The organism is Solibacillus sp. FSL K6-1126 (assembly GCF_038003445.1).
Lineage (GTDB): Bacteria > Bacillota > Bacilli > Bacillales_A > Planococcaceae > Solibacillus > Solibacillus silvestris.
In genome coordinates, this window is sequence record NZ_JBBOPD010000002.1 from 21,214 (window position 1) to 35,145 (window position 13,932).

5 protein-coding genes and 1 pseudogene are annotated in these 13,932 nt (G+C 32.0%); 1 reads left to right on the plus strand and 5 read right to left on the minus strand.

Features of this window, described 5'->3' with window-relative positions:
- Positions 1-50: 50 nt before the first annotated feature.
- From MHH44_RS20910 to MHH44_RS20930, 5 genes are all read right to left on the minus strand, one after another.
- Positions 51-1,475 carry a hypothetical protein gene (locus MHH44_RS20910; RefSeq protein ID WP_340799559.1) on the minus strand — a complete coding sequence of 475 codons (1,425 nt, stop codon included), beginning with the start codon at positions 1,473-1,475 and terminating at the stop codon, positions 51-53.
- A gap of 265 nt (positions 1,476-1,740) precedes the next feature.
- Positions 1,741-2,118: a hypothetical protein gene (locus MHH44_RS20915; protein WP_340799560.1), complete on the minus strand. Its 378-nt coding sequence runs from the start codon at positions 2,116-2,118 to the stop codon at positions 1,741-1,743.
- Between the two features lie 171 nt (positions 2,119-2,289).
- A complete protein-coding gene (locus tag MHH44_RS20920) occupies positions 2,290-2,850 on the minus strand; it encodes a DUF3967 domain-containing protein (RefSeq protein WP_340799561.1) in 561 nt (186 codons plus the stop codon).
- A gap of 1,590 nt (positions 2,851-4,440) precedes the next feature.
- Complete coding sequence (locus tag MHH44_RS21240) at positions 4,441-4,656, minus strand: nucleotidyltransferase family protein (RefSeq protein WP_445683060.1); 216 nt, start codon at positions 4,654-4,656, stop codon at positions 4,441-4,443.
- Positions 4,657-7,337: 2,681 nt separating this feature from the next.
- Positions 7,338-8,783 carry a hypothetical protein gene (locus tag MHH44_RS20930; protein WP_340799562.1) on the minus strand — a complete coding sequence of 482 codons (1,446 nt, stop codon included), beginning with the start codon at positions 8,781-8,783 and terminating at the stop codon, positions 7,338-7,340.
- Between the two features lie 3,441 nt (positions 8,784-12,224).
- On the opposite strand from MHH44_RS20930, the pseudogene MHH44_RS20935 reads away from it, so the two are divergent.
- A pseudogene (locus MHH44_RS20935) lies at positions 12,225-13,794 on the plus strand (IS3 family transposase).
- Positions 13,795-13,932 lie beyond the last annotated feature (138 nt).

Sequence of the window (13,932 nt, forward strand, 5' to 3'; positions counted from 1 at the left end):
AAACAGAATCCCTATCAGTGACATGAGATATATGCGAATGGAAAACCATTCTATCGGCTTACCTGATTTTTAATTTCTTCTAATAATTCCTCGTCAGTATTAAAGTCTCCGTAGGCAATCGTAAATTGGAGTATTTCTTTGAAAGTTTCTAATGAAAGATTAATAGAATACTTTCCTTTGAAATAATTAAAATATTTTAATAAAGCTATTTGACCATTTTTAAAAATTAAACCAAAGCCCTTATTTTCTATGATTAATTTTGATAGCATAGATTGAGCATGCTGTTGATTTTTTGTATGATTTATTATGCATTTAACTAGGATATAATTTATCAGAATTATTTTTGTTGGGGGAGCTTTTTCAGCGAAAAATTCCAGTAAATTTTGGTAATTATTTTTTGTAAGTTGAATTTTATTTTCATTAATATTTATGAAAAATTGCGGTTCTTGATTTTTGAAAAACGAGATATTTTTAATAAAAGCGTCGGTAATAAACTTGCTTAATTTCGGGAAAAAAAATTTATTTAAAAAAATAGGAACTTTATCTCCTATTTTTATATCATTAAAAAAGAAATAATCATATGCCTTAATATATTCAGTTAATGCATGATTATAAAAAGTAACCATGTCTTTTTTATTTACATTACTTATTCTTTTTAAAAATGTATGTTTGAATTCAATAAGTATATTTAATCCTAAATTATCATTATCTTCCCCTAAATCAAGAAGTGGAAAATTAAGGTTATCGTTAATATAGTAAAGTTTGGGCCTCCCCTGTAAGGAAGATTCAATAAAATAAAAATCACTTAAATTTTCTAAGGATTTAAATTTGTATAAACAGTTCAATTTAAATCCTTCTATAGAAATGAGCTCAGCTTGAAGGATATCTCGATTTATTTCTAAGCTAAATAGATCCATTTCTTGAAATTTATTAATAGTTTTTAAAATGCTTTGTAAAATCTCTTTATTTATTATCTTTTTTTTATTACTCTGGTAAAAGTTTAATAAATGATTTAAATCAAATTCATGTATTATTTTATCATCCGTATATGTATTGAGAATTAATTGATGTAAAAATCGTTGTTCAATAGCTGTTAATCGATTAAATTTACTCCAGTCTGTTATATGGAGCGTAGGATAATCAATTACTGAGGAATCTTTAGATATTAGTACATGAGATTTTTCCGTAACATAATATTTCTTATAATATTCATCCCAAATTAAATAATTATTATTTATTAAATATTCAATAGCATAATCAAAAGTTTTAGTATTCATATTTATAAAACTGTTAAATACATATAAATCAATTACAATTGAAAAATCTACATCTGTAAAAATCGTAAGTTTATCTAAGATAAAAAAAGCTGTATTACGCATTTTAATCTCATTTTGACCAAGGTTCTTAACAAAATCATAGCTTAACTTTGGTTGGTCAATTAATGGTGAATCGTTTTTTAAGGTATTGTAAAACATAAAGTTACAGATGCCTCCTAGAATAGCTGTCGATTATCCAGATGAAAGGTCAATTAAAAATCTCTGGTAATGACTATCAGAATGTTTATTTGTATTACCGCAGTAAAGGTGAAATGAGTAAGTTTTTGTGCAATGCAGGTTAGTAGTGTAGCTGTTCCCATTATATGCAGAGACAGCTTTTTTCAGGTGCACGCACTATATCTGAAAAAAACGAAAACTTCATTTCTCCAAAAAAATCCTTCATACTTATTTTTGTCTAGCAAATCTATCCTATTTCTTTAGCTGTTTTTAATATGTTAATCATATTTATGACATCATCAAGTATTCTCATCGTTTCTTGGAGCTCCTGACTGTCTGTTACATGAAAATTAGTACTTTGCAAATTTTGAAATGAATTCATTTCTAGCTGTTCTAAGTTTCGTGGTAATTTAATATCAATTGAATAAAAGTAAGATGAATCATTAATCCGAAATAATTTACTTATTTTTGTAACTACCTCTTCTGTATGCCCTTCACCATTTAAAAACTTTAAAAAATGCTCCTCAAAAATATTCGCTCGTTGACAAACCCACTTATGTGATTTACCTATAGCTTCTAAATATGCTTGCACATTACGTATAGCAACTAACTCGTTCTCTTTCATCTTAATACCTCCTAGATATAAACAACATTCTATTTTCATCATTATTTTAAGTATTGATGATATAACATGTATATCTACTGATATATCAGATATACATGTTATATCGTTGTATTAGTGAGCCGAGATGCTAATATGATTTCGATTTAAAAGGCTTTTTGCCCCAAATTGCAATTAGGTTTCCCGCCAAAATTTCCACCAGGATTTTTTTTTCTCTTCCTCTGCAGCTAATTGTCTTTTTGTTTCCATTGATTCTTTTAAAGCCAACATCAACTTCTTATCTCTTTCATCAATACTATTTTCAATATAGTTTTGCTGCTTTTCTAATTGCTCCAACAGTTTCTGATTGAACTGCATTTGATTATTTTTAAATGTCTCAAACACTTCTAATAACTTACTGTAATCAGGGTTTGCTATAGGTGCTGTATCTGTTATATCGTCTATGTCAGATTCTAATATGGCTTTCACTGCTTGACTCAATGTTAACGATCCTGAATTTTTAAGCGTTACAATTTCCTTTATTACCTCTACATCTTTTGGATAATATACACGATGCCCTACTGAATTTTTATTAAATTCATAATGATGCTTTTGCATTAACGCACAATATTTTCTCAGCGTACTTTCCTGGACCCCTAGCATTTTACTTACTGTAACAGTGTCATAAATAAGCTCCCCACCAATTGTTGTATCAGATATATCCGATATAAAATTTATATTCGATGTATCAGACATAACATATCACCCCCTCTAATACATACAATTCGTAAAAACTCACTACATTCCTTTATAAATCGTTCTACAAATTAAGACATAGCAGATATAACCAGCACGTAGCCGAGCGAATAAGTGCGTTTTTTTGGATTAATTACTATCCTGTCATGTTGCTTTTCTCCTTCTGTAGTGCTATTTTGCATATTTCTTGTAAATTTAAGCAAACTCAACTAACAAGTAGGATTATCAAAAAGAAAGTGAATATAGTTAATACAGAATATCGGTTAACTTATTCATATATAACGTATTTTAAGTTAACCATAAGGGGAGAGCTTCTTTATATTCACTTGGGTTATTTACTTTTAATACGCCAGCCTTTTTAAAACGGGTCAATCCTTAGCAACGTTCTGCCTTGCTCTCACCATATCGTCATATGAAAAGCCAATTTTATCTCGAAAGGTTGTGCCATATCGAGATATCTTAGGTTCTATTTTCATTACTTTTACTTCCCTTCACATTTTTAAAGCAACAAAAAAGCCGACCTAAAATACACCTACTTATTACGTAGAATGTAAATTAGATCGGCGGGGGATTCCCTACGATTTGTATGCTGTTTTTATCCTAAATGATTGTATCATAATTATTATTTTATACAAATAAGGAATTTGATTTCTTGTGGCTTTTCAAGTGGGAAATCATTTGAATGGAGCAGACACTTTTATAAAGATAATTGAGAGTGTACAACTGCTGTTTAGACTCATCAACTAACCCCTTTTAGTAGTCGTCCCAAATATGCTACAAAACTATGCTGTGAATGGCTTACTGCTATAATTCCTACATACCCGGCATCATAAAGCATGGTTTTATCGTAAAAAACCGTACTTTAAGAGTAATTCGATAATCGGTAAAAACCCTACTTTAAGAAGCAATCATTTTTTTACCTATTTGCTCACGTGATTCTACTTTTTTAAACCTTAATTCCCTTGCTTTATAATTCCAATAAGTCTACATGTAAATTATTGCTTTTGTATTATCATATTCGGTTGTTGTATTAATTCTTTTAGACGCACATATAGGAATATTTCTTAAATTTATAAAGTGTTTCACTTTATGCGTAAAAGGTGCACGGGTCTGGCAGCGGTGTTTCACTTTGTTTTTTTAAGAAAAGTCTCATAAACATTGGTGCTATGCGGTTTCCACCGCTTTGGAATATTTCTTAAATTTATAAAGTGTTTCACATATATGTAAAAGGTGTAGGGGGCTGGCAGGAGTGTTTCACTTTGTTTTTTTAAGAAAAGTCTCATAAACGTTGGTGCTATGCGGTTTCCACCGCTTTAAAATATTTCTTAAATTTATAAAGTGTTTCACATTATATGTAAAAGGTGTAGGGGCTGGCAGGAGTATTTCATTTTCTATTTCTAATGTAGCTTTTTAATAAAGTTTGATTAAAAGTAAATTGCAAACGCTGATTTATACAGAAAGAAACTAACTGTTTTGAAACAAAGTTTGATCAAAGAATCGTCCCAAAATGAAATTTTGGTAACCAACCGCCTCATTCAATTGGATTAGGGGTATTGTACTGCTTGTGACTAAAGAATGCGTTAAGGATTTTTATTCAGATTCAACTGTTAATTTACTCCAAATAGAACCCCATTTTTTACTTCGTATTCGATTTGAATAAATAGTGTGTAATTCGAAATTTTGATTAAATGAAGGCGTAGGTCTAACTATTCCTTCAAATAAATCTGTCAAACCATAAGGAACCAATATTTCTATGTGATTGTTATTTAACGAACATAAACGTTTCCAAATCAAGTTTGGGGTCAACAGAAAAATCGGTAAACTTTGTTGTAGCGACGTTTACTGATTTTTTATTGGAACACGTATCCCCGCGCTCATATCCCATTTTCTTTGCAATGACTGCTGCAATTAAACCTATACGGAATCAATATGTTTCTTACTTTTGTCAGAACTACTCTTCCGCCAGCTTCCCAACTCTATTACAAGATTACATGCCTTGGGCGGTACCACTTCAAGCCACAATTGTGTTACATAAAAATTCAGCTTTCTGAAAAAACATCAGAAGGCTGGTCATTTGTAATGGGTGTTTCAGGCGAGCTTATTTTTTGAATTCGGGCTAACTTTTCTATAAATTTCTAAATATAACATTTATACAGCGGGTAAACTCTTAATAAACAATAAATTCCGGGTAAACCATACTTTTAGATTTAAGTAAGGGGTTAACAATATTTTTAAATTTAAACAGCAGGTAAATAACGGTTAAACTTATTGTTGAGAAATTAATGTATTATTAATAATACATTTGTATAAATTCACAGACCTACAAAATGGAATGAATTGTATTAAATCCTTATATACCAATGATTACAAAAAGTTTAAATATGGTTTAAGTTATTATTATACATTATATATACAAATAGGTATTTTTAGAATAATGATTTAAAACAGCGTGATGCCAGTGGTTTCAAAGGTGGCATCACGCGTGCGATACACTTCTTCTGTATTCAATGTCGCGTGAAATGATTCAATATACGCATAATCATAGGGACAACCTTTACGACTGTAAGAAGGCGTGATGTCATGCTGCTCCAGCTTTGTGCGAAAATCCTCACTACATTCCCGTATAAATCGTTCTACAAAATAAGACATATCAGATATATCAGGTATAACAGATGTAACTGATATATCCAGCACGTAGGCTCAACGAATAAGTGCGTTACGTTGAATTAAAAGGCATGAGCCCGATACAATATTGACCCCAGCCTAACAGGTTGCCTGAAATAACCGCGCCTAAATTTAGGAGGGGCACTACCGAATTGCTCCTGACTGTGAAATATTGAAAATGTATAATTACCGTCTAGTCGCTTTTCCACTTTTCCTCACAATCTATAATCTTAGGACATGTTTATATCAACCTTTCGTATATTCTTTTGAATATTTAGCCAGTATGTAAAGTAGAATTATAAAAAGGAAGGTGGAAAACATGAGTAAAATTCAAAAAACAGTCGCAAAGGAATTTGTAAAGGCAGCTATTGAATCGAGTAAAAGAAATGGAGTTAGACTTATTAGTGTGAAGCGTGTGAAGCAATAATTAATAATCGATGTAACCGGAACAATATTAGGATTGTAAACGAGTTATAGAGGGTTTCCTACAAGAAAAATACAAATTTACAACGTTAATGCATTCTTAATGGTCGAAGCTCCTTTGGATTACCAATTTACTTAACTTTTAGGGGTCGCTTCAAGTTTGAGAATGGGCCTCAAAGCGACAAACGTTGCTTACCAGGTATCGGAAAATTGTCGAGGCGATATGTGTACAATATATGTACATATATTGTACATATATCGATGACTTTACATGTACATATAAGATTATACATTTCTATGACAACTCTCATTAAACGTTCAAAAATACTTGTAAACGTTGATATGATAAGGTTCTTTATATGTACACATATTAGCGTTAATTTTAAAACATACATGTAAACATATGAACATATATGGTACATATATTGTACACATATCGATGACTATATAAGTACAATATTAACTAATACATTTTTGTGCCAACTTTCTATATATGTATTTCGAAACCGGAAATTTAGTTCAATTCAGTGCAAATGATTTAAGCAGCAAGTTTAACAGTGGGCTTTACATGGAGCCTCTGTGGGCATAATTCTCGCTTAAAAGGCAAAGCAGTAAGGATTTAACGCCCAAATAAGGGGATTGCCTGCCTTTCCAGAGGGGTTAAGCGGATCACTGGCTCAGTTAAGAAATAGCTCCCTATTGGGTTTCGATATACATTTATAAGTTTATGAATACTTGTAATCATTGAGATATTTAAATGTATAAGTGGTAAAAAATAGTTTTGCAATCGCAGAGTATTTCCAAAATTATATGTTTATTTTTGAGTTAATCAATATTTAAATAATGGTTAGTTTATTTTAGAATTACCATGTATGTTTTTATTAAGAAATTTGTATATAAGACAAACTTAAACCTTTGAATGACGAATCGAATTTCTTATATATCAATGATTTAAAAACGGTTAAGGACTTTTATACATTAAACATACAAAACCGGCTGTTGTGATGTAAATGATTTAAGAATTATTTAAATAACAGGTAAGAGGCTTTAATATGCAGCAATGGCATCCAATGCGTTAAATTTGGAGTCCGGCTAGAAAAATGCGAATTTACAACGTGAAGGGATTTTTCTGACAGGACCCCATTTAGTGCAGTTTCTAATCTCACCTGCAAGGATTTTTGGAGGTTCTTGCTACTCCTTTAACAAACTGTTTTAGAGAGTTATAAAATCCGATTGTAGGAGACCTGGTAAGCTATCATATTGTTTCATCAATCGAATTGGATAATGAAAGAGGCAGTATTAATAGTCGTGTATTAATTAGGTTCATTCTTCAATTTTCACAAAAGACCCCGCTGTAAAATATAGCGTAATTATTTAAAGCTCTTGTTGTTCAGATTGCTTCACAAGCGATAGTTCTCCTTCCGTAAAGTGTAACTAAGCAATTTGTTGTTTTGCTGATATAGGGGTAAGACAACCTGCTCCAGGTTCTCTGCTTCAGCAAGTTCCCTCCATTCTTTCTCACTAGTCGCAAAGATTTGTAGCGCATCAGATTTAACAAGATCGTCTAATGCATCTGTTACCCTTGAATGAGAACTACCGTATAGCAGTAATAAATTAATTTGCAAATTGTTGGACTCGCTTTCGTTAATTGCTCTTAGGCGCTGATATGTTTCTAAATAACGTTGCTGACTTCGAATATCCCCGTTATACATATACAGAACAAAGTAGTGTTTCTCTTTCTTCCCAGCTTGCTTCAGTTTAATAACTGCATCTGGGGAATAGACTGTCGGTTTCGCTTGTGGTAATAGTTCCTGTTCAGTTAAAACAGTTACTTTATAGTTAAGTGGCATTAACGCACTTTCTAAATTGAATAGCCACTGGTTCATAAGCATTTTTAAACCATATTCACTTAGTTGTTCTGAAAATGCTACTGTTAGATTTACAAATTCCTCGATAGCACTGTATCGAATGGTGAACATATTCAAGTTGTTCCCCCACTTTTCAAAGCTAGGAATACAGTTCTTTAAATATTTCATTCGGTGTGATTTGCTACTGCGATTTTCATCTGTTAGGAAATCAGCATCAATTGGTAGAAAGATGATGTGTGCCTGTAATTCGTTATTGTACTTTTTCACATAATTACTGGAGAACATTTTCTGATAACGGAAATACTTGTTTTTGATTACATCACGTAATTGCTTTCCTCCATCTACTTCAAAAACAAGTAGTTTGTTAAGGTCAGGAATCTCTAACAATAAGTCGGGGAAAATTTGGCCCTCATCATCGGTATAGTTTTTAAAAAGGGGATGTGTCGTACCTTTACAGATAGCGTAATCATCTTTGCCCAACTTCCTCTTTAACTGTAAGTCGAGCCGAGTTCCTAATGCAGCGATAGCTACACTGTGAGTAGTTGGTGCTTTAAATTGCCTTGTCTTCTCTAAAACAACTGTGTAATAAGCGAGTTCATGATCAGTTAAACGGTTTAATGAATATAGAATTTCAAGTGTACGTTTTGTAAACGTGTAGAAGATGCGTTTATACAGAAGGTTGAGCCCTTTGTATTCACTTGCATCATTTGCTTTTAGTACGCCAGCTTCTTTAAAACGGATTAACCTCTTTGCAGCATTCTGTCTTGCTCTCACCACATCATCAGTTGAAAAGCCATTTTTTTCTCGAATGACTACAAAGTAATCAACTAATTCGACAGCCCTTAAATAGGTGTACTTCACTATCTGTTCCAGTAAATCTAATTCAAATTCATGTAACAGCATTCTTGTATGAATACTTGTTTTAGGAACTGTGTAAATAGTTGTACCATATTGAGATAACTTGGGTTTTAATTTCATTACTTTCACTTCCATGCCTTCCTTTCAACACACAAAAAAAGCCGACCTAAAATACACCTACTTATTGCGTAGAATGTAAATTAGATCGGCGGGGGATTCCCTACGATTTGATATGCTTGTTTTTATCCTAAATGATTGTATCACAATTATTGTGCCGTACCAATATTGAGTTTTTTATTGGGGGATTTTTATGGGAGAAATCATTTATTAGGGAGAAACATTAGGAGCATTATTCAGTACAATTATTTGGGCTTTTGATTCCTCACCTAACCCCTTTTAGTAGTCTTTCCGAAAATACCTCAAAACCTTGCTATTATTGGATTAGTACCCTACTTCCTAGATTCGGGGGTTCTTGATGGGGGGATTTGCCCCTTAAACCCCCCCATCAAGAAGCGATAACTTTCTACTGTTTCCCCTAACCATTTTCATTACTGGCACATCAATTCCTATGCTTTTTTATTTCGATAAACGTACCTGTAAATTAACGGTTTTGTAGTATCTCATTCGGGTGTTGCGATAATTCTTTTATAGCATATATGCTATTTGAGTTAGTGAATTTTGAAGTAATAATTGCGGAATTTTAGCGTAGTTGAAGTGCCATACATCCCTGAGATTTAAGGAGAATATTAGTTCATCATAAATAGATAGATTTATTGCTGTTCTACATTATAACTTGAAGCTGTATTACTCATTATTCGTAGTGATTCAATTAGTAGCGGTAGTTTAAACCCTAGGTTATCTAAGTAATTTACCATCAATTCAACATGTCTCTTACTACTCTAATTAGACTATTTTATCCGGATAGGAACGGCAGGAAATGGATTCATTCAAATGATTATATGTACGGCATACAGCTCGCTATCGCCAAGTTTATTGCATTGGTTATAACACAAGCACCATAAAACCGTTTAATGAGATTCACCACCTACTCTAAATTTTGTATTCGCAACTGAAAACCATCCTTTATCATGTGTACACATGATAAAATTTTAGTGTTAATAAAACCGTAAAACTCTAATAAACGTTGATAAATCAACATTTATTGTGTGTACATACGTAACAATTAATTTTATAAAATTAACTTTATCATGTGTACATCCAATGTACATCCAATGTACAACCGATGTACACATGATAAGCCTCTCAGATGTACATATGATAAAATTTTATTGTTACTACAAACATAAAACTCTAATAAACGTTGATAAATCAACATTTATCGTATGTACATCGGATGTACATACGTAACAATTAATTTTATAAAATTAACTTTATCATGTGTACACATGATAAAGGGATATTTTAATAATATATGGTGCTAGGTTGATTGACGAATGGATAGATATAATTATAACTTCAAAGAGAATATTTGATCTGTAAGTACTACGAACATAATTTGTGTTAAAAGCTAAGGGGGAGAAGTAATCCTGTGCCGATTTAGGCCTATTTGGAATATTCGCGAATGGAAAAAAACAAAAGCAACAACACGGAAATAAATTTAGCTAGGGTTATGGGGTTATGACCGATGACTTAGCCGCCGTAATAACTAATTCTAGGGCGCTGTTACGTACTTCCTTGTTGATGCGAGGTAGTGGAAGAATACTTAGGAATGGAGCGGGCACATTCATATTATCCGACGCTATTTAACCTTAGTATTTAAAGGTGTCAATGAAATAGGGAATAATAACGATTAAAAACCGCCCCTTTGAAGTACAAGTTGTTTTGGTGTTCTTGTGTATTTTCTAGCTCTTGATCCGTAACTGGGGAGTGCTTATTCCCCTAAACCTCCCTCTAATACATACAATTAGTAAAAACTCACTATATTCCTTTATAAATCATTCTACAAATTAATGCACATCAGACATAGCTGGTATAACTGACATAACTGATGTAACTGATATAACCAGCACGTAGTCCAGCGAACAAGTACGTATTGTTGAATTAAAAGGCATGAGCCCGATACAATATCGAACCCATGGTAACCGAACAAACTAAGGGAATTTCTCAAGTTAAAAGTTACATGTCTATTCTTTGTGTTTACTATTGATACTTAAAGAGCGGTTAACCAACGGTTAAACTATTTAAGGAGTAAGGTTTGTATTTTTGTATTTTTATTCGTAGATACATATGTAATTACAATCTAAAGAAATTGACGAGTGCTTAATAAGTTTGTTATATCAATGATTTTAAAAAGTTTATAGAAAGTTTATATAAACAATATACATTAAATATGCAAACTACAGGTTTTAAGGTTTTGATTTAAGGATTAGTTGAAATTCAAGTTGCTCCCTCATTTTTTCAAAGCCTGGAATACAGTTCTTTATATATTTCATTTGAAACGAGAACGTTTTATTCGGATAGCAATGTTGGAAAATGCATTCATTCAATACTTATATGTACGGCATACAGCTCGCTAGCTAGAGGGAAGAAGCAATCCTGTGCTGATTTAGGCCTATTTGGAATACTCGCAAGTGGAATGCAATAGCAACACTACGGAAATAAGTTTAGCCAGGGGTATAGGGTTATAGGGTTATGACTGAGACCGAACTTAGCCGCTGTAATAACTAAGTCTAGGACGGAGTTACATACTTCCTTGTTGATATGGGCATTGAACCCCACTCTCTATAATTATAATTAAAAATTTAATTACTTATATAATTTAAATTATATAAGAAGAAAAAAAGTAAATATATAAATAATGAATAAAAATAAAATTAATTTGTATGATTTTTCACTTAAGAAATACCTGTAAACATTGATATAATCAATGATTTAAAAATAATTGAGTTTTGAATTATACAATATTTAAATAAATATACAAAAAATGCTTTGCAAACAGTTAAAAGAAGTAAAAAACATTAGTATATAATTTATACATAAACATACAATTTTTTTGTATGATTTTTCAGTTAAGAAATACCTGTATGCATTGATATATCGATGATTTTAAAAAAATTTAGTTTAAATTATTCAATATTTTTATTAAATATCCAAAAACTGGACACAATTAAAGAATATTGAGGAAATAAAGAAAAAGGATTTAGTTGATTTGTTATTAAAGTAATGAGGTTATTTAGTGTAACAATGATTTATAAAGCATACAAATAAAACCTAATAAACATACCCAAATGGCAATTAGGGTACCAATAAAGGATTCTTTTGACTCTTCTAGAAATATTGATTTATTAACTTTGGAGGTTCGATTATGAAAAATAAAAATAAGCAAGCTCTTATGTGGACACTAATTGCAAATGTATTATTGATGATTGGAATTATACGCATAGTATAAATAAACGTATATATACAAAACCATACAAAATAACATTCTCAAATAAAAGCTTGGTAACATTTCAAATAGCGACAAGCACTGTTAAATGATATGCTCCCCGTTAGATAGACAGATAAAAAAATAAAATCTGTTTATCGAATGGGGGCATTTTTTTGTCTAATAAAACATTTTCAATAGATACGAAGATTTTGGCTCTTAAATACTTGGAGGAAGGTCGTTACTCTGTAAGAGAAATTTGTCGCATGTTCAATGTGAATGTAAGGAACTTATATGAATGGCGAGCTAAATATCAATTCGGGGGCACAAACGCATTACTTCGTCCTGCAAAAAATAAAATCTATCCTGAAGAATTGAAAAGAAACGCCATCGAAGATTACTTAACAGGAAATTATTCAAAGCACGAGCTCGTGGTCAAGTATGGAATCAGTGGTCAAACTGTATTCAACAGGTGGTTAAAAAAATATAATAGTCATAGTGAATTAAAAGACTCGAATCAAAGGATGAGCCAAACTATGACTAAAGGAAGAAAAACCACTTTAGAAGAGCGAATTGAAATTGTGAAAACTTGCCTAAAAAATGAAAAGGATTATAAAAAAACAGCAGCTCAATATGATGTAACGTACCAACAAGTATACCAATGGGTACGAAAGTTTGAAGATGGTGGCGAAGAGTCTCTTGAAGATCGCCGTGGGCGAATGAAATCAGTGAAGGAACGTACACCCGAAGATAAATTACGATTAAAAATCCAACAAATAGAACGTGAAAACGAAAGATTGCGTGCTGAAAATTTACTTTTAAAAAAGTTAGAGGAAATCGAAAGGAGGCTTCATTAAGCAGAATTCGTACACAGAGTCATTATTTAGCTATTCAAGAGCTAGCAGAAAAAGAAAAATTTCCGATTGTATTACTTTGTCAATTGGCCAATGTCTCGCGTGCAGCTTATTATAAATGGTTAAATCGCCAACCGACATCACAAGAATTAGAAAATAAACAGTTAGTAACATCCATTGAGCACTTATACAAACAAGTAAACGGTATTTATGGCTATCGTAGAATCACGATGACAATCAATCGTCAGCGGGAATAAGAAGGTTTAAATAAAGTAAATAAAAAGCGTATTTATCGTCTATGCAGATTTCCGAATTACAGGCAGTTATTCGACGTCGTCCTAAAAAGTACCGTAAGGTAACACCAGATTACATAGCTGAGAACGTATTAGCACGTGAATTTACGGCTAAAAAGCCCAATCAAAAATGGTGTACAGACGTAACTGAATTCCAGTATGGGAACGGTAAAAAGGCTTATTTAAGTGCGATTATTGATCTTTATGACAAATCTATTGTGAGTTACAAATTAGGACATTTAAATAATAATGATTTAGTTTTCAAGACCATTAAACCAGCCATACGCCAGTTAAATAAAAAGGAATTTCCTATCCTACATAGTGATCGAGGATATCAATATACATCAAAAGAATTTAAGAGAATCATGGAGAAAGCAACTCTGACACGTATGTCGAGAGTCGGCCGCTGTATTGATAATGGACCGATAGAAGCTTTTTGGGGGACTCTAAAAGTAGAGAAGTATTATTTACACAAATTTGAGACGTACGAAGAGTTAAAAAATGCGATTGATGCGTACATAAAATTTTATAACAACGAACGATATCAAGAAACATTAAACGGCCTGAGTCCTATAGAATTCAGGTTTCAAGCCGCTTAATGAATTTTTATTATTTCCACTGTCTACTTGACGGGGTGCAGTTCATAAATCAGTGTTTGTCGCTGTTTTTTTTAGAAAATAACGCTCTAAGACGCTGCGAGATATCATTTTAAAGAGAACTGCTCAATTCACTCAATC

Excerpts from the sequence above, each read along its gene's own strand:
- MHH44_RS20910 (WP_340799559.1), bottom strand. The coding sequence starts at position 1,475 with ATGTTTTACAATACCTTAAAAAACGATTCACCATTAATTGACCAACCA.
- MHH44_RS20915 (WP_340799560.1), bottom strand. The coding sequence starts at position 2,118 with ATGAAAGAGAACGAGTTAGTTGCTATACGTAATGTGCAAGCATATTTA.
- MHH44_RS20920 (WP_340799561.1), bottom strand. The coding sequence starts at position 2,850 with ATGTCTGATACATCGAATATAAATTTTATATCGGATATATCTGATACA.
- MHH44_RS20930 (WP_340799562.1), bottom strand. The coding sequence starts at position 8,783 with ATGAAATTAAAACCCAAGTTATCTCAATATGGTACAACTATTTACACA.